The 22696-nt window shown below is 71.8% G+C and carries 17 protein-coding genes; 5 read left to right on the forward strand and 12 right to left on the reverse strand.

All coding sequences use genetic code 11. The features are described from left to right. Positions 1-89: 89 nt before the first annotated feature. Positions 90-1469, reverse strand: a complete 1380-nt coding sequence (locus DWB77_RS05830) for an APC family permease (protein WP_120727409.1) — start codon at positions 1467-1469, stop codon at positions 90-92. Between the two features lie 569 nt (positions 1470-2038). On the opposite strand from DWB77_RS05830, the gene DWB77_RS05835 reads away from it, so the two are divergent. The 3 genes from DWB77_RS05835 (at position 2039) to DWB77_RS05845 (ending at position 5765) form a co-directional block, all read left to right on the forward strand. Further along, entirely contained in the window at positions 2039-3280 is a 1242-nt protein-coding gene (locus tag DWB77_RS05835; RefSeq protein WP_120720222.1) for a glycosyltransferase, read from the forward strand. Positions 3281-3385: 105 nt separating this feature from the next. Next, entirely contained in the window at positions 3386-4153 is a 768-nt protein-coding gene (locus DWB77_RS05840) for a hypothetical protein (protein WP_120720223.1), read from the forward strand. Between the two features lie 310 nt (positions 4154-4463). Further along, a complete protein-coding gene (locus DWB77_RS05845) occupies positions 4464-5765 on the forward strand; it encodes a phosphatase PAP2 family protein (RefSeq protein WP_174248678.1) in 1302 nt (433 codons plus the stop codon). 29 nt (positions 5766-5794) lie between these two features. Here the strand turns inward: DWB77_RS05845 and DWB77_RS05850 are convergent, their stop codons facing one another. The 5 genes from DWB77_RS05850 to DWB77_RS05870 form a co-directional block, all read right to left on the reverse strand. After that, positions 5795-6712, reverse strand: a complete 918-nt coding sequence (locus DWB77_RS05850; RefSeq protein ID WP_120720224.1) for an RNA polymerase sigma-70 factor — start codon at positions 6710-6712, stop codon at positions 5795-5797. Beyond that, positions 6709-7902 carry an NAD(P)/FAD-dependent oxidoreductase gene (locus DWB77_RS05855; protein WP_120720225.1) on the reverse strand — a complete coding sequence of 398 codons (1194 nt, stop codon included), beginning with the start codon at positions 7900-7902 and terminating at the stop codon, positions 6709-6711. Before DWB77_RS05855 ends, DWB77_RS05850 begins: the two co-directional genes overlap by 4 nt. Positions 7903-8026: 124 nt before the next feature. Then, complete coding sequence (locus DWB77_RS05860) at positions 8027-8401, reverse strand: VOC family protein (RefSeq protein ID WP_120720226.1); 375 nt, start codon at positions 8399-8401, stop codon at positions 8027-8029. A 284-nt stretch (positions 8402-8685) separates the two neighbouring features. Beyond that, positions 8686-8925 (reverse strand): hypothetical protein, encoded by a 240-nt coding sequence (locus DWB77_RS05865; RefSeq protein WP_162952446.1) that lies wholly within the window; start codon positions 8923-8925, stop codon positions 8686-8688. Between the two features lie 97 nt (positions 8926-9022). Further along, entirely contained in the window at positions 9023-10375 is a 1353-nt protein-coding gene (locus DWB77_RS05870) for a DUF6777 domain-containing protein (protein ID WP_246033424.1), read from the reverse strand. Between the two features lie 316 nt (positions 10376-10691). Here DWB77_RS05870 and DWB77_RS05875 point away from each other — a divergent pair, with 316 nt between their 5' ends. Next, complete coding sequence (locus DWB77_RS05875; protein WP_120720228.1) at positions 10692-11981, forward strand: streptophobe family protein; 1290 nt, start codon at positions 10692-10694, stop codon at positions 11979-11981. Between the two features lie 83 nt (positions 11982-12064). Here the strand turns inward: DWB77_RS05875 and DWB77_RS05880 are convergent, their stop codons facing one another. The 6 genes from DWB77_RS05880 to DWB77_RS05905 form a co-directional block, all read right to left on the reverse strand. Further along, the gene (locus DWB77_RS05880; protein ID WP_120720229.1) at positions 12065-13096 is read right to left on the reverse strand and encodes a serine/threonine-protein kinase; all 1032 of its coding nucleotides are present in this window, start codon (positions 13094-13096) and stop codon (positions 12065-12067) included. Further along, positions 13096-13824, reverse strand: a complete 729-nt coding sequence (locus DWB77_RS05885) for a hypothetical protein (protein ID WP_246033425.1) — start codon at positions 13822-13824, stop codon at positions 13096-13098. Before DWB77_RS05885 ends, DWB77_RS05880 begins: the two co-directional genes overlap by 1 nt. A gap of 10 nt (positions 13825-13834) precedes the next feature. Further along, positions 13835-16204 (reverse strand): FHA domain-containing protein, encoded by a 2370-nt coding sequence (locus DWB77_RS05890; RefSeq protein ID WP_120720230.1) that lies wholly within the window; start codon positions 16202-16204, stop codon positions 13835-13837. 100 nt (positions 16205-16304) lie between these two features. Further along, positions 16305-16667, reverse strand: coding sequence for a hypothetical protein (locus tag DWB77_RS05895; RefSeq protein WP_120720231.1), 363 nt, complete (start codon positions 16665-16667; stop codon positions 16305-16307). Between the two features lie 256 nt (positions 16668-16923). Next, positions 16924-18357, reverse strand: coding sequence for a class I tRNA ligase family protein (locus DWB77_RS05900; RefSeq protein ID WP_174248508.1), 1434 nt, complete (start codon positions 18355-18357; stop codon positions 16924-16926). A gap of 251 nt (positions 18358-18608) precedes the next feature. After that, positions 18609-20417, reverse strand: coding sequence for an AfsR/SARP family transcriptional regulator (locus DWB77_RS05905; protein ID WP_162952447.1), 1809 nt, complete (start codon positions 20415-20417; stop codon positions 18609-18611). 588 nt (positions 20418-21005) lie between these two features. Between DWB77_RS05905 and DWB77_RS05910 the strand changes: the two genes are divergently transcribed. After that, complete coding sequence (locus tag DWB77_RS05910; protein ID WP_120720233.1) at positions 21006-22691, forward strand: 2-isopropylmalate synthase; 1686 nt, start codon at positions 21006-21008, stop codon at positions 22689-22691. Positions 22692-22696 lie beyond the last annotated feature (5 nt).

Raw genomic sequence — 22696 nt, forward strand, 5'->3', positions numbered from 1 at the left:
GTTCCCCCCGGCGGCGTTCCTACACGGAGTGAGGACGGCCGCGCCGGCCTCGCGCACTCCCCTCAGGCTCGCACAGAAGGTGCGATTCGTCAGGGCGCGGTGGGGCCGCCGCCCGGCGCCGCGGTCGCCTCGGACGGTGCGGCCGTACGGCGGGACACCTTGGCGGACACAAGGCCGAGGGCCGCGCCCACCGCCAGCAGGACGAGGCCGCGCAGCCACACCTCGTGGTCGATCTGGGTGGCCAGCACCACGCACGAGAGGGCGCCCAGGACCGGGATCACCGCCGGCGCGCGGAAGTGGTCCGGGTTGCCCGACGTGTCGCGGCGGCGCAGGACGAGGACCGCGGTGTTGACCGTGAAGAACACCACCAGCAGGAGCAGCACCAGCGTCGCGGCCAGTGTCTCGATGTCGCCCGTGAGCGCGAGCAGCAGGGACAGCGCGGTGGTGGTGGCGATGGCGGCCCACGGGGTGCGGCGCCTGGGCAGCACCCGGGTGAGGAACGACGGCAGCAGGCGCTCGCGGGCCATGCCGAAGGCGAGGCGGGAGCACATGATCCCGGTGAGCAGCGCTCCGTTCGCCACCGCGACCAGCGCGATCGCCGAGAACAGCGAGCCGGGGACGCCGCCGGCGGCCCGGACCACTTCGAGCAGCGGGCCGTCGGAGCCGGCCAGGACGCCGGTGGGTACGGCGGCGGAGGCCGCGGCGCCGACCGCCGCGTAGATCAGCCCGGCCGTTCCCAGGGCGCCGAACAGGGCCCGCGGGTAGGCGCGGCGGGGGTTGCGCGTCTCCTCGGCCACGTTGACGGAGGTCTCGAACCCCACGAAGGAGTAGTAGGCGAGCACCGCGCCGCTCAGCGCGGCGGCCATCGGCCCGCGCTCGGGGGTGCCGAGCTGCGTCAGCCGGCCCACGTCGCCGTCTCCCCGTACGACGAGCCACACGCCGAGGCCGATGATGAGGAGCAGACCGCTCGTCTCGATGACCGTGGCCACCACGTTGGCGCGGGTGGACTCGCTGATGCCGCGCGCGTTGAGCAGGGCGAGCGCCCCGAGGAACAGGACGGCCACCAGGGCGACGGGCAGGTTCACGAACGCGGTGAGATAGGTGCCGCCGAACCCCCGGGCGAGTGCCGCGACGGACACGATGCCGGCCGCCAGCATGCAGAACCCGGTGAAGAAGCCGACGAAGGGGCCGTAGGCGAGCGTCGCGTAGTACGAGGCCCCGCCGGCCCGGGCGTACTTCGTGGCGAGCTCGGCGTAGGAGGCGGCGGTCAGCAGCGCGAGGCCGAGGGCCACGGCCAGCGGCACCCACACCGCGCCGCCGGACTTCGACGCGACCTGTCCGATGAGGACGTAGACGCCGGCGCCCAGCACGTCGCCCAGGATGAAGAAGTACAGCAGCGGTGTGCCCAGCGCCCGCTTGAGCGCGGCCGGGGCGTCGGGTGCGGCGGGCGCCGGCTGTTCTGTCTGCATGCTCACGTCGGTGCTCGTGCTTTCTTGGTACGTCGGGAGGGGTGGGCGTCGCTTTCGCCGTATGACCGCGATGCTGCGCCGCCAAACCCGGACAGAAGACCCGCCCGTGCAGCGGGCTGATCGGTTCCGGCCCCCTGGGGCTCCGCCCCAGACCCCGACGCGTTTGCCCACCCGCCCGCCCGTGACGGAGGTTGGTTGGTTCCGGCCCCTGGGGCTCCGCCCCAGACCCCGTTCGCGCCTAAAGGGCGCTCGTCCTCAATCGCCGGACGGGCTGTAGGTGGCCCCGCACCGAGTGGTTAAGGGGCGCGGGGAACTGCGCGACCAGCCACCTGCGGCGTGCAGACGAAAACGGGTTTTTTGGGGCGCGGGGAACTGCGCAAGAACCGACCACGGCCCGCAGACGAAAGCGGGGTTAGGGGCGCGGGGAACTGCGCGAGACGCGGGCACGGTCCGCAGGGTCGAGAGGGTTTAGGGGCGCGGGGAACTGCGCGAAAAGCGACCCCGGGCCGGGGGGGGAAGGCGGGTCGGTTCTGCCGCCGCGGGCGGGCTCGCGCTGGCATGCTGGCGGGGTGCGCGTACTGATCGTGACGGCGGGAACCTGGGGCGACGTCGCCCCGTACACCGGCCTGGGCGTACGGCTGCGCACCGAGGGCCACGAGGTCGCCCTCGCCACCCACGAACGGTTCCGGCAAGCCGTGCGCGCGCACGGCCTCGCGTTCCGGCCCCTCCCCGTGGACCCCCGCCAAGAGCTGGCCTCCGCGTCGGGACAGGGGCTCGCCAGGGCGGTCAGCCCACCGGTGGCGCTGGCCCGGGTGGCACGCATGGCCAGGGCGTTCATGCCGGCGCTGGCCACCGGCGTGGCCGACGCCGTGCGCGAAGGCGCCGACGTCCTGCTGAGTTCCACGCTCACCGACCCGATGTGCGCCGTACTGGGTGAGGCGCTGGGCGTGGCGAACCTCGGTGTCTATGTGCAGCCGATCGAGCCCACCGCGGCCTTCCCGCCGGTGGTCGTCGGAGCCCGCTCGTTCGGCGCGTACGGCAACCGCTTGGGCGCCCGGGTCCTGAGGGCCGTCACCGACCGGATCTTCGGCCCGGCCGTGGGCGGGTTGCGGCATGAACTCGGCCTGCCCGCACGGAGGTTGAGCGGCCCGCTGGGTCTGCCGCCCGGGCGTACCGTCCTGCACGGCTTCAGCCCGCGCGTGGTGCCGCGCCCGGCGGACTGGCCCGAGGGCCACCGGGTCTGTGGGTACTGGTGGCCTCCAACGCCGCCGGACTGGCGGCCCGAACCCCGGCTGCTGGATTTCCTGGCGGCGGGTCCGCCCCCGGTCCTCGCCGGGTTCGGGAGCTTCGTCGAGAGCGACGCGGAACGGCTGAGCACCCTGCTCGCCGACGCCCTGCGCCGCGCGAAGGTGCGCGGCATCGTGCAGGCCGGCTGGAGCGGTCTGCGGGTGGAGAGCGACGACGTCCTCACGGTGCGCGAGGTGCCGCACGCCTGGCTGTTCCCGAAAACCGCGGCAGTCGTCCACCACGCGGGCGCGGGCACCACGGCGGCCGCCCTCCGCGCCGGCGTCCCCGCGGTGCCCGTCCCCGTCCAACTGGACCAGCACTTCTGGGCCGGCCGCGTCCATGCCCTGGGGGTGGCGACCCGCCCGTTGCACTACCAGCGCCTGACCGCATCCCGCCTCGCCGACGCGATCACGGCGGCCACCGGCGCCCCGGCCCTGCGCGCGAGGGCTCGCCGGGTGGCCCGGGAGCTGGCCGGGGAGGACGGCGCGGGCGCGGTCGCCGCCACCTTGGAACGCCTCGCCTGAACGGCCCCCGACCCCGGTTCATCCGACTCACCCCGCTCATCCGGCTCACCCGGTTCATCTGGCTCACCCCGGGCTCGGCGGCCGTATGACCACGACAGCATCCTCGTGGCGCCCGACGGCAAGGTCACCCGACGTGGCGACGGGGGGGTGACGCTCAACGGCGAGGCCGTCGAGCCGGACTACCTGATGTCCGTCCCCGGACCGCGCGGCCTGGTGACGAACGGCAAGGAGGGCGGCACGGGCAAGGGCGGTTTCGGTGTGGAGGGCGGCTGGCAGAGCAGCAGGGTGACGCCGCCGGGCGCCGACAGCCTGCTCGACTACGACACCGTCATCAACGGCGTCCGCCGCGAGCCCAACGGCCGTGTCGTCGGCGCGGTGGGAAGCCACTTGATCGCGAACTGGCGGCCGCGGGGCACGTCCGCGACGCGCGGCCTGTCCGCCATCCACGATCTGGCCACCGGTGCGGTGCAGGCCACGGCAGCGTGCGACGCGGACACCACCGAGTACGACGCGGACCTCCCGCGGCCGACGAACCTCGCCGAGGTACGGCCGGCCGTGTCCCCCAACGGCCGTTATCTGGGCAAGGGCGGCGCCGTCTACGACCTCACTACGGGCCGGGGCATCTGCACCGGAGGCGAGAGCGACGCCAAGAAGATCACCCTCAATGCGGTCGGCGACGACGGCACCGCCTACGGCGTGGCCGGGGAGGACAAGCCGAGGACGCCGGTGGCGGTGTCGGCGCGTGCGGGCTCGGCGCAACCGCTCCCCAAGGCGATGAGCACGCCCGACGCCATCGCGCAGGGCGCCGGGGTGTTCGTGACCTACGCCGGTACGGACACCCTGCGCCTGATCGTCCTTCGCCCGCGGAAGTGAACGCGTTTCCTCAACGCCGCCCGCCGCGTCCCTCACCCCGTGACGGCCGGGCTCGCGGCCGCCTCCCTGGGGCGAGGGATGCCCGGGCGACCGCCCGTATCGGCCCGATGGCATGATCGAGCTGCCGAGAGGCAACCCGCGTCACCCCTTCCCCGACCGGAACAGAACGCCGTGCCACGTGAAGGGTGAGCCGCTCCCCAGCGTCTAACACATCGGCCGAAACACATTGATACCTAAAGATTCGCGGTCATTGCCGCGCATATCGCGAATAAGCCGCACCCTCGGTTCCGTCCCGGGGAGTCGGCCCCGGCTGATCCTGTGGGCCACGGCGGGCGCGGCGACCCTCGGGTTCCTCATCGCCCTGGAGATCGTCGCGCGCCGTTACGGCGGCGTACCCGGGCCGATCACCCTCCAGGCGCGTGAGCTGATATTCCCGCCCAAGCCGGGGCCGCTCTACGGCGGTCTTGCCCTGATGATGGTGGTCCTCACCTGGCGCCAGCGGTTCGTCGCCGCCGCAGCCGCGATCGGCATCGACGCCGTCTTCGTCCTGGCGCGGTGGGCGGCGCACGTCAAGGTGCCCGCCGACCACTTCTTCGGCAATGGCGCCCTGTGGGCCATGCTGGGGTGCGCGGTTTTCGCGATCACGCGCCGCACCGGCGAGGAACGCGCCCTGCTGTTGAAGGGCGTCGGCCTCGGGCTCCTCCTGGTGACCGGCCGCAAGACCGGTGACGCCTGGCTGCTCATCACGTCGAAGACCCGGCCGACCGTGCTCGACCCGTATGTCGCGCTCGCCGACCACGCGTTGGGCAACCCGTCGTGGGCGGCGGGCCGGGCGCTGGAGGCGATCGGCCCGGCCGGCACCCAGGTTCTCGCCTGGGTCTACGCCCAGCTCGCGGTGGCGGCGATCGTCGTGGCCCTCTACCAGCTCCGCAACGTGGCGTCCGAACGGCGCTTCCCACGCCACCATCTGGTGCGGACGTTCCTCGTGATCGGCCTCCTCGGCCCGGCGGTCTACATGATCTTCCCGGTGGTCGGACCGGTCTTCGCCTACGGTCCGGGCGCCTCCGGCACCGGTGGCGTCCAGTGGGCGGTGGCCAACCTCTGGCCGCACACACCCCCGCCGATCGCCGTCCCGCACGCGGTGCCGTACGACGGGATCACCCCGCGCAACTGCATGCCGAGCCTGCACACGGCCTGGGCGACCGCGATCTTCATCCACACCCGCAGGGGCCCGCGCGTCCTGCGGTACGCGGGCGCGTTCTGGCTCATCGCCACGCTCAGCGCGACCCTCGGCTTCGGCTATCACTACGGCGTCGACCTCGTCGCCGGCGTGGTGTTCGCGCTCACCGTCGAGGCGGCGCTGCGCACGCTCGACCGGGGCTGGGACCGCTCGGGAGTCCGCCTGGTCGGCTACGGCACGGCCGTGTTCGGCGCGCTCCTGGTCGCCTACGCCTTCCTGCCGATGCGGATGGCGACCCACCCGTGGCTGTTCGGGCCCCTCGTCCTGCTGGCGATGGCTTCCGTGATCCACCGCTACGTACGGACCACCCGGGCCTGGGACCCGCAGGCCGCTCCCCTGCTACGACCGGAACCCCGGCCCGAGCCGGTCTGAGCCCTGCCGTCCCGTCCGGCGGGGGCGTGTCAGGTGAGTTCGTGGCGCGTGCCGTCGGCCACGGCGTGGAGCTTGTCGGGGTTGGCCACGTTGTGGATGGCCGAGATGCGGCCCTCGGCGTCGAAGTCGAAGGTCATCGTGGCGATCACCCGGTCCGGGCCCTGGAAGACCAGGCCCGGGCCGCCGTTGATCGAGGTGAGTTCCGCCCGCATCTGCCCGGGTTCGACGCCCTGATAGCTCGTGCTGCCGAGCGCGGCGAACCAGCGCGCCACGGTCTCCAGGCCGATGACCGGCTTGAGGGCCTGACGGACCTTGCCACCGCCGTCGGTCCACAGCGTGACATCCGGGGAGAGCAGTTCCATGAGGGTGTTGATGTCCCCGCCCGTCGCCGCCGCGAAGAACCGCTCGGCGACGTCGTGTTGGCGGGTACGGTCCGTGGCGAACCGGGGCCGGCGGGCCTGGACGTGCTCGCGGGCACGGTGGGCGGCCTGCCGGACGGCCGGCTCCGAGCGCTCCACCGCCTGCGCGATCTCCCCGTAACTGAAGGCGAAGACCTCCTTCAGGACGAACACCGCGCGCTCCAGGGGGCTGAGCGTCTCCAGGACGACCAGCAGTGCCATGGAGACCGAGTCCGCCGCGACCACGCCGTCGGCGGTGTCCGGGCCGGTGAGGATCGGCTCGGGCAGCCAGGGCCCGACGTACGTCTCGCGCTGGTGCCGGGTCGAACGCAGCAGCTCCATCGCCAGGTTGGAGATGATCCGGGTCAAGTAGGCCTTGGGGTCGGCGACTTGGGAGCGGTCGGCCGCCGACCACTTGAGCCAGGCGTCCTGGACCACGTCCTCGGCGTCGGCTGCGGTGCCGAGGATGCGGTAGGCGACGGAGAAGAGCAGGGTGCGGTACTGCTGGAACGCGAGCTGGTCGGCGTCGGCCTGCTGCGGCTGGGTCATTTGGCACTCCGGATCCGGGTGTAGCGGCCGCCGTGCGGCCAGAACGCGCCCGAGACGGGCATCTTCTTCATACGGGCGAAGGTCGGCCACGGCGCCGCGCTGACCGTCTCCTTGTACTTGGCGGCCCGCTTGCCGGTCAGCACGATCCGCCGGGGGCTGTCGTCGGGGTGGGTGAACTGTACGACGCCGTCGTTGCGGCCCAGGCTGACGGGGGTGTGGTAGTAGCCGAAGCGGAACGGCTTGGGCTCCTTGCCGGCCAGCACCCGCAGGATCGACAGGGCCGCGTGCACCCCGGTGGGCATGCCGCCCTGGCAGGTTCCGTGCATCACTCCGTAGCCCTGCCGGATCGCCGCCGCGTCGCCCACGGCGTAGACATCGGGGTGGGAGACCGAGCGCAGCGCGGTGTCGGTGACCACCCGGCCGCGCTCGTCGACGGTGAGCCCCGCGCCGGCGGCCAGCGGCGAGACCCGGGTGCCACTGGTCCACAGCGTCGCGGCGGCGTCGATGCCGGTCCCGTCCGCGAGTTCGACCCTGTCCGGCAACACCTTGGTCACCTCGACGCCGGCGCGCACCTCCACACCGAGCCGGGCGAGCGCCGCGTCCACATGGGCCTTGGCCTTCGGGTGCATGCTCGCGCCCGGCTCCTGCCTGCCCAACAGCACCACGTGGAGCTCCGGGTGCCGCTCGGCGATCTCCGCCGCGGCCTCGACACCGGTGAGACCGCTGCCCCCGACCACGACCGTGCCGCCGTCGAGCCGGGCCAGCCGGTCGGCGAGGACGGCGGCGTCCTCGGGGCTGTTGAAGGTGTACGCGTGGTCGTCGACTCCGGGGACGGTGGTGGTGTCCGCGATGCTGCCCAGGCCGTAGACCAGGGTGTCGTAGCGCAGGACCCGGTCGTCGTCGATGCGGACGGTCTTCGCCGCCGCGTCCACGGCGGTCACCCAGCCCCGCACGAATTCGGCCCCGGTGCCGTCGAGCATCTCCGCGATGTTCATCTCGGCCGTTTCCTGGCCGGTGGCGGTCATGTGCAGCCGCAGCCGCTCGGTGAAGGTGTCGTACGGGTTGACCAGCGTGACCCGCACGTTCCCGCGCTTCTTGGTGCGGACCGCGAGCTGGATCGCCGCCCCGAGCCCGGCGTAACCGGCGCCCAGGACCAGGACCTCGTGCTGCTGGGCCGTTGTCGTGTTCATCGCTGCTGCCTCTTTCGTCGCGGTCGTTCCCGCCGTGCGGACGACCACCAGACGCAAGCAGCGCGTCCGTTCGTGACATGGGGCAGACGTGACCCGCGTCACATGACGAAAAAGGGGGTGGGGCTCAGTGGAGGCAGAGGCAGAACGGGTGGCCGGCCGGGTCCGCGTAGACCCGCCAGTTGGCCCCGGGGCGCACCTCGTCCGTGCGCTCCAGCAGGGTCGCGCCGAGAGCCAGCGCCCGCTTCTCCTCCGCGTCGAGATCGTCCACGTCGAAGTCCAGGTGCAGCTGCTGCGGGCGCTCCTGGCCGGGCCATTGCGGCGGCTGGTAGCCCTCCACGCGCTGGCAGGCCAGGGGCGTCCCCTCGAACCCGCCGACCTCGACCCAGTCGGAGTCGTCGGGATCCGCGGTGACCCGGCCGCCGAGGAGCTCCGCGTAGAACTCGGCGAGACGTACCGGATCGGCGCAGTCCAGCGCGACCGCTTGGAGCTTTCGAATCACTTGTGCCACCCCTCGCTCGTGGGCCGCTTCCGCGACACCCTGCGTACGGCAGTGGACGTACCCGCCCTCCGGACACCCATGCCTGACACGCTGCGGCCGCGCCAACGGATGCGGACGCCTGAGCACCGCTGCCCGCACGAGCGACAGGGCGCGTGTCCGCCATGACGGCGGGCCGCGCCCTGCGTACGCGTGCCGCGTACTTGAACTCGGTGCTCGAACTCGGCGCTGAGGCGCCGGGCTCGTACGCCCTGTTCGTACTCCGTGCTGGTTCCGGCTACGAGGAGCTAGAACGAGTTGAAGCCACCCTGGTGGCCGTGCCCGGGCATCATGCCCTGCCACTGCGAGTGCTTACAGCCGTTGCCCCACGCGGCGTTGCCGTGGATCGCCGCGGCGAACTCGCCGCAGGCGCCGCTGCCGCCGCCGGAGTGGTGGTTGTCGTACCCGTCGGCCAGCGCGGTGCCGGTGCTGCCGAGGATCGCGGCGACGGCGAGAGCGCCGGCGGCCAGGGTGGTGCGCATACGCATGATGGCTCCTGTTCGAGCGGTGGGGTAAGGAACAGGGTGATCAGTCCCCGGCGCCCGGCCGTGGCAAAACCCGTGTCACCCGACCGCCATGCCTGGGTCATGAACCCCCGCCCGTCCCTGCGGACGAGGGTGGCGACGCGGGCTCGGACAGCGCGGGCGACTGCTCCATGGCCGAGGACGGGGGCTGCGAGGCGGGCGAGGAGGGGGGCTGCGAGGCGGGCGAGGAGGGGGGTTGCGAGGAGGGTGAGGAGGGCGGCGCGGACGGCGGTGCGGACGTGTGCGGGCAGCGCTTCTCCGAGGACGTGCCGGGGGAGAGCGAGACGCACGGCGAGGGGCTGGTCGTCGAGGACGACTCGCCGGCGGACGGCGAGATGGAGGGGGACTCAGAGGTGGGCGAGGAGGGGGTCGTCACCGGCGGTTTCGTCTTCGTGTCGCCGGTGCCCGTGTCACCCTTGTGCCGCTCGAACCAGGCACCGCCGTCCGGGTCGTACACGACGAACTTGTTCACCACCTGGATGGCGGGCGCCACGACCACGACGTTCGACGGCCGGTACCCGGGCCACGCCTCGCCCGTCCGCTTCGGTGTGCCCTTCTGCGCGACGGGAGGCAGCAGCGGGTTGCCGCAGGCGCAGCGCACCCGCGGCACGCCGTGGTCGTCGACGAGCACCGCGGTACCGGCCTGGAGCACGGACTGGTAGCTGGTGGGGGCGCCGTCGCGGTAGCCGTGGTTGGTGACACGGGTGTCCAACCGCAACTGCACGGGCGTGAGCGCGCGCAGATAGCCGGGGACGCCGGACGGCTGGATGTCGAGGACGGAGGCGAACGCCTTGTTCTTGGCCGGGTCCTTCTGGAGCGCGCCGACCTGTTTCTCCACGTCGCAGCTGGCGACGTTCTGCGTCCCGCCGTAGAGGCCGGGTGCGGAGCCGTCGACACCGCGCGTCACATTGGCCGACGCCGACGAGCTCGGCAGCGCGAGCGGGGAAGGGGGCCTGGAGTCGCCGCGCGCCGTCGACTCGGTGAAGGGGTCGGGCCCCGACTTGGCCGCGGGCTGGAGCAGGACCTCACCGCCGGCCTCCGGTGAACCGCCGCCCGACGAGCCGTCGGGGCGGGTGAGGACGACGGCCAGCACCGCCGCCGCCACCACGGCGGCGGAGAGCGCCGCGACGCGGGGCGCGGACTTCCACCACGGACGGGACGGCCCCTGGCTCCCACCGGAGCCCGCGCCCGACCCGCCTGGGCCGTCGCCGTGCCCGTCGCCGCCCGGGCCGCTCGGTGGGCCGCCGCCCGGCGGGCCGGACGGCCGCTCGGCTCCCGGCGGCGGCGTCGAGTCGGCGCGGGTCGCGCCCGCCTGGGTGTCGCCCGGCCCGGAGGGGCTCGGCTGCGAAGGGCCCGAGAGCGGGCCCGAAGGCGGCCCGGTGGGGCGTCCTGACGACGGCGGCTCGACGCTCACGAACACTCCCTGCATAGGGGATCTGGGTACGGGGCTGCGGGGCTGCGGGGCTGCGTAAGGGATCTGGGTACGGGGATCCCGCGTGGGGGGGGGATCCGGCGCAGCGGGACCTGGCTCGGGGGAAGCTGGCGTAGGGACTCAGGCGTAGGCGTTCCGGCGTAGGGGAATGTCGCGCGCAGAAGGATCCACGGCGTACGTTTTGGACCGTTACGCGCCTATCGTGCCCATTGTGTGCATCGGCTCCCCGGAGCCCGCAAGCTGACGCGGTCGGCCCTCCCGACGGGCGAGCCGGTCCGACGCTGCTTAGCGTGACAGCGTGAGCGAGCAGACACCGCCTGGGCGGACAGCGGAGCAGGGCCGACGGGCACCCCACGGCTGGCCCCACGCCCTGGTGGCCGTGCTCGCCTCCTTGGTGGCCATGGCCGTCGTCGCCGCGCTCGGCCTGTGGGCCGCGGGCGCCACCGACCTTCCCGGCGGGGCGTTCCCGAGCGTCGTGGCGGCCGTCGTCGTGATGGCGGTCGGAGGTTCCGTGGGGCTCTCCGGCGACGCGGGGGCGATCGCCGAGACGAACGCCGGGCTCTCCGTGCTCCCGCTCTCCGTCAGTCTCGCGGGGGCGTTGGCGATCGCCGCCGGATTCCTCAGGCCGCTGCGGCACCGGGCCGTCGCCGACGCGAAGGAACTCGCCGGCTGGGCCGGCCGCATCGCGGTGCTCTGGCTCCTGCTCCTCGTCGGCCTCGGTCTGCTGGCCCGACACCGCTTCAGGATTCCGCTCGGGGACGGCCCCGCCGCCGACATCGGCGACGCGCTGGACTCCTCCCCGGAGGTCGGTTTCGAGACCGACGTGCCTCTGACCCTCCTGTTCGGACTGCTGTGGCTCGCGGGCGTTCTCATCGTGGTCCTGCTCGTCTCACGCGCGGCGCCACTGCCCGCCCGGCTGTTGCGTTTCCAGGAGTCGGTACGCCCCGCCGCCTTCGCCATGGTGGTCCTGCTGCTGGCGTACGTGGCCCTGGGGTTCGTCATCGGCCTCGGCGTGGTGGTGACGCGGGGGCACGCCGCCGCGACGCTCGCGGTGCTGCTGCTCGGGCTCCCCAACCTCGTGTGGCTCGCCTTCACCCTCGGCCTCGGCGCGTCCTGGGAGGGCCGGGTGGACGGACCCTTCGGCCTGCCCATGCCGCAAGTCCTCGACGCCGTACTGCGCAGACCGGACGACACCACGCTCAGCCTGAACACGCTCGCCGACCACGACGGCCGGGTGTGGTGGCTGCTGGTCGTCGCGGCGGTCCTGGTGCTGGGCGCCGCGTTCTTGATGGCGGCCCGATCGCCGGTACGGATGCGGGCCTGGCAGCACGCCGTGCACATGGCGGTGGCGCTGACCCTCACGGTGCTCGCCGTCTGTCTCCTCGCCGGGGTCTCCGCCCACTACGGGCTCTCGCTCCTCGGCATCGGCGATCTCGGCGGCGGTCTGTCCGGCCTGGTGGAGCTGCGGCCCGTCCTGTGGCGCGCCCTGGTCCTGGCCCTGGCGTGGGGTTTGGTCTCGGGGTTCCTCGGCGGGCTGTTCGCCCGGCGGGTCCGCCGGCGGGGGAAGGTCGAGGTGGACCCCGGCTGAGCGGGGGGCGGATCCCGGCTGAGCGCGGGGCACGGTCAGGCCGTCAGCCGTTCAACCCGCCAGGCGGTCAGCCCATACAGCGGTCAGCCGGTCAGGTCGCGGAAGACCGGCCGGGCCCACTGCGGCGGCTCGGGGGGTGCGCCCGGATCCGCCGGCGCTCCCACGACATGGCCGTCCACCCGCGTCGCGGGATGGCCCGACGCGGGGCCTCCCGTGGCCGCGGCCCGCAGCGCGGCGGCGAATGCGAGGCAGGAGCCGTACCGGTCCTCAGGACTCTTCGCCAGCGCCCGCGCGAGGACCGGGTCGAGGGCGGCGGCGACACCGGGCCTCTTCTCCGTCAGGCGGGGCGGCTCGTCGTACTGGTGGGCCCAGAGCAGGGCGATGTCGTCGTCGCGCTGGAAGGGCGGCCCGCCCGCCATGGTCTCGTACACGACACAAGCGAGGCTGTAGACATCGCATCGGCCGTCCACCGGGCGGCCCGATATCTGCTCCGGGGCCACGTAGTCGAGGGTCCCGACGAACTGGCCCACGGTCGTGAACCCGGTCAGCGAGAGCGACTTCTTCGTGAGGCCGAAGTCCGTGAGGTAGGCGTGTTCCGGGTGGTCGCTGTCCGTGCCCTTGGCCACGAGGATGTTTCCGGGCTTGACGTCGCGGTGGACGAGACCGTGGTCGTGTGCGGCGTCGAGCGCGGACGCCACCTGCGTGGCGATGCGCAAGGCGGCTTCGACGGAGAGCGGGCCCGCGTGGTCGAGCAGGTGGCGCAGATCGCGCCCGGGGACGTACCGCATGGCGATGTAGAGCACCCCGTCCGTCTCCCCCGCCTCGAAGACGGGCACGATGTGGGGGTGCTCGATCGCGGCGGCCACGCGTGACTCGTGCGTGAAGCGCTTGCGGAAGGTGTCGTTGCGTGCGAGCTCGGGGGCGAGCAGCTTGAGGGCGACGGTCCGGTCGAGGCGCAGGTCCTTGGCACGGTAGACGACGGCCATGCCGCCCCGGCCGATCTCGCCCTCGACCCGGTACCCCGCGATCTGCTGCCCGATCAGCTCGGAGGGCCGCCCGGAGTGCGGGCTCGGGGCGGGTTCCCTCGGCGCGGGTTCCCTCTGAGCGGGTGCCATCAGTCCTCACCGGGCCGGAGCGGCGGATCGGTATCCGGCTCGCCCTCCGCCGCGACCACCCGCGTCTCCCCCGGGCCCGCCCCCGCCCCACCCCCGACACCATCGGCCCCGCCCGGCACCACCGGCACGACCGCGGTGGGCTCCACATCGGGCAACGAAACCCCGGACCCGGACTTGGACCCGGGCCTGAACCCGGGCTCCGCAACACCGCTCCCCTCCCCCTCGGCACTCGGCCCCTCGGCGCTCGGCCCCTCCCCCGCCGCATACGTACTGAGCCGGGTCCCGTCGCAGTACACCCACCGCTCGTGTTCGGCGTCGTACAGCCACAGCGATTCACCGTCCACGACCACCCCGACCCGCAATCCGCGCGTCCGGCGCCGGAAGGTCTCCCCGTCCACGCTGCCGCCCGCCAGGTCCTGCGCCGCGCGCCGATAGGCGGCGACCGCCTCCTCGGTCCTGGCCAGGAGCGGGCGCGGGTCGGCCGTCCGGGTCAGCGGGCCACTTGCGCCCGGCGGGTCCCGCGGCACCGCGATCAGGAGCCGCCCGTCGACCCACGCCGTCCAGCCGTTGGCGCAGACGATCCGCCCCCAGTCGCCGAGCCGGTCGACCAGCCGCACGGGCAGCAGCGCGTCCAGCGGCGCGGTCGGACGGTCCACGTCCGGCGCCTCCCAGGCGGGCAGCCCGTCCTGGGGGACGACATGTGTGGGGCGGAAGTCCGCGGTGGTCATCGCGGTGCTCCTACTTCCGCATGACGGCGGGTTCGTGGCGGCGCAGCAGCCTGGCGACCGCGTAACCGAAGACGACCGAGAGGGCGACCAGCATGCCCATGTTCAGCAGCCAGACACCGGCGGAGTGCCTGAACAGCGGGTCGGCGGTCAGATCCCCGGGGATGATTTTGCCGAGGCCGATGGTTCCCGCCATGGCGCCCAGCGCCCAGCGCGACGGCACGAGCCATGCGAGCTGCTCGACGCCGGGCACCCCGTTCAGTTTCAGGAGGGCGCCGCAGAACACCACCTGCACGATGGCGAGGAGCACGAGCAGCGGCATCGTGACCTCCTCCTTGCGCACGAGGGCCGACACCAGGAGCCCCAGCATCATGGCGGTGAACGCCAGCAGCGCCACGGCCAAGGTGACCTCGACCAGCGGTGGCAGGAGTACGCCTTTGCCGCCGGGTGCGTTGAGGTCGACGCCGAGCAGGGCGACGAGGGTCAGAACGACGGCTTGCAGCACGGTGATCGTTCCCAGTACGACGACCTTGGAGATCAGGTACGCCGATCTGGACAGCCCCACGGCTCGTTCTCGCCGGTAGATGACGCGCTCCTTCACCAGTTCGCGCACGGCGTTGGCGGCGCCGGTCAGGACTCCGCCCACGCAGAGGATGAGCAGCGCGTTCATCGCCGTGTCCTGCGTGAGCCTGCTCCCCGCGAGGGCGCGCGCCATGGCGCCCATCACGAACGGCAGGGCGATCATAATCGCGAGGAACGTCCGGTCCGCGCCGAGCGCGGCCGCGTACCGCCGCACCAGGGTGCGCAGTTGGGACCCCCAGCTCTGCGGTTTCGGCGGCGGCGCGAAGGACGGGGCCGCGGCTCCGTCGGTCCGCGCGTACGCTCCGGGGAACGGCTGCGCGGAGGAGTTGGCGATGTACCGCTGGTGGAACGGCGATTGCCGGTAGTCCCGCGCCCAGTCCCGGTCCCGCTCCCCTTCGAAGGCTTCGAACGCCTCCGGCCACTGCGTGAAGCCGAAGAACGGAAGCGCGTCCCGCGGCGGTCCGTAGTAGGCGATCCTGCCGCCCGCGGCGAGGACCAGGAGACGGTCGCACACGTCGAGGCTGAGCACGCTGTGCGTGACGACGATGACGGTGCGGCCGTCGTCGGCGAGGCCGCGCAGCATGTGCATCACCGAGCGGTCCATGCCGGGGTCGAGCCCGGACGTCGGCTCGTCGAGGAAGAGCAGCGACGGTTTGGTCAGCAGTTCCAGGGCGACGCTCACGCGTTTGCGCTGTCCTCCGGAGAGGCTGTGGATGGGCTGGTCGACGCGTTGCTCCAGACCGAGTTCGCGGATGACCTCATCGACCCTGGCCCGGCGTTCCGCCTTCTCGGTGTCCTGGGGGAAGCGGAGCTCGGCGGCGTACCCGAGGGCCCGGCGCACGGTGAGCTGGGCGTGCAGGATGTCGTCCTGCGGTACGAGACCGATGCGCTGGCGGAGCTCCGCGTAATCGCGGTAGAGGTCGCGGCCGTCGTAGAAGACGGTGCCGCCGTCCGCGGGCCGCAGCCCGGTGAGGGCGTTGAGCAGGGTGGACTTCCCCGCGCCGCTGGGCCCGACGACGGCGAGCAGGCATTTCTCGCCGACGGGGAAGGAGACCTGGTCGAGGAGGGTTTTGCGGCCCCGGTCGACGGTGACCGTCAGGCCCTGGACGTCGAGCGACACCTCGCCCGTGTCGACGTACTCCTGCAACTCGTCGCCCACGAGGCAGTACGCGCGGTGGCCGACGCCGATGATGTCCCCCGGCGCGACCGGGGCGCGAGCCACCGGCTGGCCGTTGAGGTAGGTGCCGTTGTGGCTGCCGACGTCGACGATCTCGTACGTGCCGTCCGCGAGGACCCGCAGTTCGGCGTGGCGACGGGAGACGACCAGGTCGTCGATGACCACGTCGTTGTCGTCGGCGCGGCCGATACGGACGGTGCGGGCGGGCAGCGGGCGCACCGTCGTCGGCTGCCGGAAGGTGCCCGTGGCCGACGGCATGCTGACGGAGGAGGGCCGCTCGGCGGCGACTGGCGCGGGAGGAGCGCGGCCTACGAGCACCGCGCGGGGGCCGTCCGTGACGTTGCCGAAGCGGATGACGCTGCCGGGCCCGATGTCCCACTCCTGGATGCGCCGTCCGTCGGCGTAGGTGCCGTTGGTGCTGTGCTCGTCCTCGATCGTCCAGTGATCGAGTTCGGCATGGAGGACGGCGTGATGCCACGAGACGCGGGCGTCGTCGAGGACGATGTCGCTCAGGGGGTCCCGTCCCACGTGGTAGTCCCGGCTCGGACTCATCACCGTGGAGCCGGTCTCCGTCTCCAGGACGAGCTCGGGCGCGGTCGCCGCGCTGGGCCGCCACTCTCCCATGGTTCGAATTCTACCCATTCACCCCATTTCGCGCGCCCGGCCGGGAGTCGGCCGGCCCGCCCGAGCCGGCCCCGTCCGCCCGGACCTGAAGCTCCTTCTCTCAGGCCGGCGCCTTGGTGCGACGCCGCAATTCCCCGTCGCCGAAGGAACTGTGCAGATTGATGCCGACGGAGCACGGAATCGCCTGGAAAGGGCGGGGCTCGAGGGGTGTGGCCGATCCGGTGGAGCGCAGGGCTTCGACCAGGGCCTCACAGTGTCGCGGGTCGAGGACCACCTCAACGTGCTCACGGCTCTCCGCCGCCAGGCGGCCCATTTTGATCTGGATGCGCAGCGAGATGCTGCCGTCGGCATCCGTCTGTGCCGTGATGAGACCGTCCACGACACCCGGGACGGCCGGCAGGCTCGCCGGCTGAACCGACTGGACCGGCTGGACCGGCTGGTCGAGACGGCCGATTTTCTTCATGGGCGTCCGATGCTGATCTCGCATGTGGTTCCTCTCAGGAGTGTCGACCGGGAAAGGCCGCGGTCGCCCCGACCATCACTCCTGCTGTCCTCACCCGATCCTCGAACCATCCTCAGCCCCCTCCCCCCTCACATCGCACCCCGCACACAGCACAGGAACCGCCGCCGCACGGCTGGGGGCCTCAACGGGCTTCCGTGGGACGGCAGTTCCTGAGCGCGGGACAAACTTCCTGCGCCTCCGCTTCAGGCGCGTACGGTCAGATCGCCTTCCACGCGGCGGCCAACTCCTCGGGAGCGTGCGGCGCCTCCACCCCCGCGAGGACATGGGCCAGAACCCCGTAGCAGGACACGTCCGACGCGCCGACGGTCTCGCTCTTTGCCAGGTTCTTCTGGAGACGGTAGAGCTGGGTGAACGCCTGCTTGAGGTCCTGGCGCTCCAGCAGCCCCTTGATCTGGCCTGCCGCCTTGACGGTCTCCTGCGAGAGGTCCTGCCCGGCCACGCACTCCCGTGCGGAGAGGCCTTCGTGCGCCTTGAGGAAGCGTTCGCACGGCTCGATGTGCTGCGGCTTGACCGACAGCGTGTCCAGCGGGCCGGCGCTGACGAGAAGAGCCAGGCCGAGGACGTCGTCCGGCACATCGGCGTCGACGCCCTTGGCCAACTGCGCGTTGCTGACCACGACGACCTCGGGCGCGTTCTTGACCGCGGGCTCCAGCTCCGGTTCGGCGAGGAGGAGGCGCAGCGCGAGCAGGTCGTCCTCCACCCGCGTGGACGGCGTGACGACCGTGAGTTCGGACGACCGTACGTGCTGCTCCGCGCCCCGCAGGACGGGCGACAGCGTCACCGCGATCGAGTCGCCGCCGTCACCCCGGGCGGCGAGCGTACGGCGCCGGGGGTCCCACGCCAGGTCGACATCGCCCTCCGGGCTGACCGTGGCGACCTGGAAGGTGCCCATGCCGGAATCGGTGTACTCCTCCACCAGCCCCCGCTCGGCTACGGCCGCGAAGTACCTGGTCTTGGCCTCGCTGAACGGCAGTCCGTCCGTGGCGCCGGTACGGAAGGCGTAACCGGACTTGATGAAAGGGGGCTTCGGCCACTCCGCCGGCGCGCCGTCGTAGTCCTTGGGCGCGAGCGAGAAGCGAACGGGCAGCCCGACCTTGCGGCTGAACTCCAAGTCGGCCGCGTTGTGGCCCGGGTTGATCAGAACCGCGCCCGTTCCGAACTCCGGCTTCACCCAGTCGGCGACCCAGATCGGCAGGAGGTCGCCGGTGAGGGGGTGCCGGCAGAAGCGACCGGTGAACGCGGCCTGCTCGTCCGGTCCCAGACCGGTGCTCAGGGGGTGTCCCGGGTGCACCGCGATCGCGCAGGAGCTGGGAAGTCCCGTCCAGTCGGTGACGAACGTCGTCAGGGACGCGGGGGTGGTGTCGCCGTCCTGCCCCTCGGCTTCGAGGGGGAACTGGAAGACGGCGCCGACGGAGCGACGCGCCTGCTTGCGGTGGCGGGAGACCAGGGCCGGCGCCCAGGCGCCGTCCCCGTCCGCCACGACCCGGTCGCGGGCGACGCGGGTGGGGACGTAACGGACCTGCCCCTCGCCGCCGACGAGACCGGCCGCCTCGGCGACCTGGGTCACCGTCTCGGACGACCGGGCGGCGCCCTCGATCAGCGTGACGTCCTTGCCCTCAACTGCGCTCATACGGCGCAGATATGAGCCCAGAGCGTCGCATCGAAGGTTCACCTCACGTGATTCCGGATCACGCAGGATCAGGACGGTTGTGCTGCTCACTCATGCCTCCAAGGCGCTTTGTACAGACGGAGGTTGGCTCGCCACGGGGTGCCCGGGGCGGGCCGTGTGGAGTCTAACCCGGTCAATCCGGTGTGAAGTGCACCAATGACCACAACCACCTATATTTTAGGCCGAGTTGGCCGTTGACGGATGCGAAGGCGTCAGCCACCGGTGCAGGCCGCGGCCGCCCGAACCGGGGACCGTGCCGATAACTCCCTTATCGCTTCGACCACTTGGCCCGCGGGACGGAGATCGACTCGTCGCGTCGCCAGAGGGCGATCGTGTCCGCCGTCCACCGCGTCCGTGACATCGGCGGCGTCCGCGAGCTGTGTGGCGTACGCGTGGAGCAGTTCGTGGACGCGGTACCGGCCGGGCCCCGTCGCCTCGATCAGATGGGCGTCGACCAGCGACTCCAGCAGCTGGTCGACGCGCGCCGCCGAAAGACCGGCCAGCCCCGCCACCGCATGCGGGTTGATGTTGTCACTGGGCAGGTGGCCGAGTACGCGGAAGACGTGCTGCTGACGGTAGGTCAGCCCGTCGTAGGACTGCTGGAACACCTGCGTGAGGCGGCCGTCCTCGTCGTCCAGCACCGACAGTCGCCTTCCTTCGTCGGCAAGCCGGGAAGCGAGGTAGGCGACGGTCCAGGAGGGCCGGTGGCACAGCTTGGCCGCGGCTATCCGAATCGCGAGGGGAAGCCCCCCGCACAGGGCGACGATGTCGTCGACGGCCGCACGCTCGCGCCAGGCGCGTTTCTCCCCGGCGATCCGGCTGAACATCTCCCCGCCCTCGGCCGGCGACATCTCCTGGAGGGTGAGCTGACAGGTGGACATGAATTCGGTGAGCCGATTGCGGCTCGTCACGATGGTGAGGGAGCCGGGCGCGCCGGTCAGCAGGGGAAGGATCTGCTGCGTGTCCGCCACGTCGTCGAGCACGATCAGCGCGCGCCGGTCGGCCATGAGTCGCCGCCACGTGGTCGCCCGCTGCTCCAGGCTGGTCGGAATTCCGCGCGGCGGCACCCCGAGGCCGGACAGGAGAATGCCCAGGGCCGCCCACGCGGTCAGGGGGTGTTTGCCCGCCGAACACGCGGACATGTCGACGTAGAGCTGGGCGTCCGGGCAGGAGTCCGCCAGCTGGTACGCGGCGTGGACGGCCAGCGTCGTCTTGCCGACCCCGGCCATGCCGTCGATGGCCACCACCGCGGGCACGCTCCCCGCCCCGTCGCGGTCGGCGCCCGCGGCCCGCACCGCTTTCTCGATGAGGCGCTGTTCCAGAATCCGGCCGGTGAAGTTTCCGCTTCTGGCGGGAAGATTGTTGTGCCGCAGGGACGGGGCACCAAACCCCGACCTGCGAGCGCCGTTCACCAGAATGTACTGGTGAACCTCCTGCAATTCGGGTCCCGGGTCGACGCCGAGTTCCTCTTTGAGTCTCAGACGGGCCTGCTCGTAAATGGTCAGGGCGCGGGCCTGGGAGCCGGAACGGAACAGGGCGAGCATCAACTGGGAAATGAGGCGTTCTCGCAGGGGATTCTCGGCCACCCACAGGGCGAGCTCGCCGACGATGGATTTGTGCTCTCCTTCGGCCAGCTCCAGTTCAAAGCGTTCTTCCAGTACGCTCATCCGCAATTCATTGAGCCCGTCCACCTGAGCCTGTAGTGCGGACCTGTCGAGTCCGGCGAGCGCGGAGCCTCGCCACAGGGAGAGGGCGGATCTGAATTCCTCCAGCGCGGCGGCGGCGAGCCCTTCCTTGACCAGGCGGCGAGCACGGGCGACGCCGTGCGAGAAGACCTTCGCGTCCAACCGGTCGTCGTCGATCCTCAACTGGTAGCCGTCTCCCGCCATGAGGAGTTGCTCACCGATCTCCGGGTGGCTCCTGCGCAGGTCGGAGGCGGCGTTGCGGATCTGCTTGATCGCGGTGGCGGGAGCGTGGTGACCCCACACCGTGTCGATCAACTGCGCGAGTGACACCGGCATACCGCCGGCGAGCAACAGAGCGCCCAGGAAGGCTTGCCGCTTACTGCCGGGTAATCTGACCTGCCCTGAGCTGCTCCATATTTCGAGTGGCCCCAGGATGCGATAATTCAGCACTGAACCCCCGTGTTGAAAGATGCTGACCACTGGCGCATGAAGGTGGTCGTGAATTCCGCAGAGCAGGCTATCCAGGCCCATCGCGAGTCGATAGGGGCCATCCACTCCTTGGGACAGCCTGGGCCGGGGTCGCCGAGCGGGCCTGCCCAAGGGGGCGCATCCAGATCATTCCAGCTGGCATATGCACGCTAATCATCGATCACGGAATCTGGCTGGTTTTCGCCGTAGCAGGCGAAGACGGCACCTCAAGCGGATCGATTAGGTCCGGTTATCGCCGCGTCATCGGGCGGCGAGGATGCTTCGAGGATGGGGTGAGGACAGCGGAAGTGAGGGTCGGGGCGTTGGTTCCGTGGGATCCGTAGAGAGGCGGTTGGCGTGTCCGAGACTATGGCGAATCTGGTGGGCGGGGTGCGGGCACCGGAGGGGCCGCGGCGCGAGGGGCAGCCGTGGTGGAACGCCCAGCGGGCCTCGTCGATGCCGATCCACCGGTACGAGCGCGCGGCGGATCGGGTGCCGGCCGGCTCCGGGGCCCGGGGCTGGCCCGAACGGGAGATCAGCCATGCGCCGCTGTGGGCCTCGGTGGACCTGCGGGACGGCAACCAGGCGCTGGCCGTGCCGATGGACGCCGGTCGCAAGGGGCGGATGTTCGATCTGCTGGTGGGCATGGGCTTCAAGGAGATCGAGGTCGGCTATCCGGCGGCCAGCCGGGCGGAGTTCGACTTCGTACGGGAGCTGATCGAGCAGGACCGGGTGCCCGACGACGTGACGATCGTGGTGTTCACCCCGGCCCGCCCGGAGCTGATCGAGCGGACCTTCGAGGCGTTGCGCGGCGCCCGGCAGGCCGTGGTGCACCTCTGCCTGGCGACGGCGTGCCTGTGGCGCGAGACGGTCTTCCACCTGTCGGCCGACGAGATGCGGGACTTCACCCTGCGGGCCGTGGACAAGGTGGCACGGCTCGGGGAGACCATGCCGGGCACGCGGCTGCGGTACGAGTTCTCCCCCGAGACGTTCAACGTCACCGAGCCGGAGTACGCACTCGACTTGTGCAATGCGGTGCTGACGCACTGGGACGCCACTCCCGACCGGCCGGTCACCCTCAATCTGCCGACCACCGTGGAGATGGACACGCCCAACATCTTCGCCGACCAGATCGAGTGGATGCACCGCAATCTGGACCGCCGGGACTCCGTGATCCTCTCCGTGCACCCCCACAACGACCGCGGCACCGCCGTGGCCTCGGCCGAACTGGCCCTGATGGCGGGTGCCGACCGCATCGAGGGCACCCTGTTCGGCAACGGCGAGCGCACCGGGAACGTCTGCCTGGCGACCCTGGCGATGAACCTCTTCAGCCACGGCATCGACCCCCAGCTCGACTTCTCCGATATCGACACCGTGCGGCGCACGGTGGAGTCCTGCAACCAGATGCCGGTTCCCGCTCGCCACCCCTACGCCGGAGAGCTGGTCTACACGGCGTTCTCCGGCACCCACCAGGACGCCATCGCCAAGGGCCTGGCCGCCCTGGACGAGACGGCCCGCCGACAGGGCACGGGCCCCGGCGCCCAGCGCTGGCAGGTCCCGTACCTCCCCATCGACCCGAGGGACGTCGGCCGCACCTACGAGTCCGTCGTGCGCGTCAACTCCCAGTCGGGCAAGGGCGGTATAGCCCAGATCCTCAAGGCCGACCACCACCTCGACCTGCCGCGCGAGCTGCGCGTCGACTTCGCCCGCACCGTCCAGCAGATCACCGACGACCTCGGCCAGGAACTCACCTCGCAGGACCTGTGGAAGGCCTTCGCGGAGACCTACCTCGAGCCGCGCCCCTGGCTGCTGCTCAAGGAATGCCGTCAGGAGGAGGCCGCCGCCGGAGCCGTCACCCTGCGCCTCACCCTCGCCGACGCCGACGGGCGCGAAGTCGACACCACCGGGACCGGCGCGACGGCTCAGGACGCCGCCGCCGACGCACTGACCCGGGCCGGCCACCCCGTGACGCTCCTGCACCAGCACAGCCACCCCCACCCCGATCACGGCACCGTCGCCTACACCCACCTCACACACGAGAACACCGCCACGCACGGCGCCGCGCTGCACCACGACCCCGCGACCGCCGCCACCGCCGCCGTCCTCAACGCGGTCAACCGCAACCACGCCGCCGCCTCCTGACCGGC

It is taken from the genome of Streptomyces hundungensis (assembly GCF_003627815.1).
Classification (GTDB): domain Bacteria; phylum Actinomycetota; class Actinomycetes; order Streptomycetales; family Streptomycetaceae; genus Streptomyces; species Streptomyces hundungensis_A.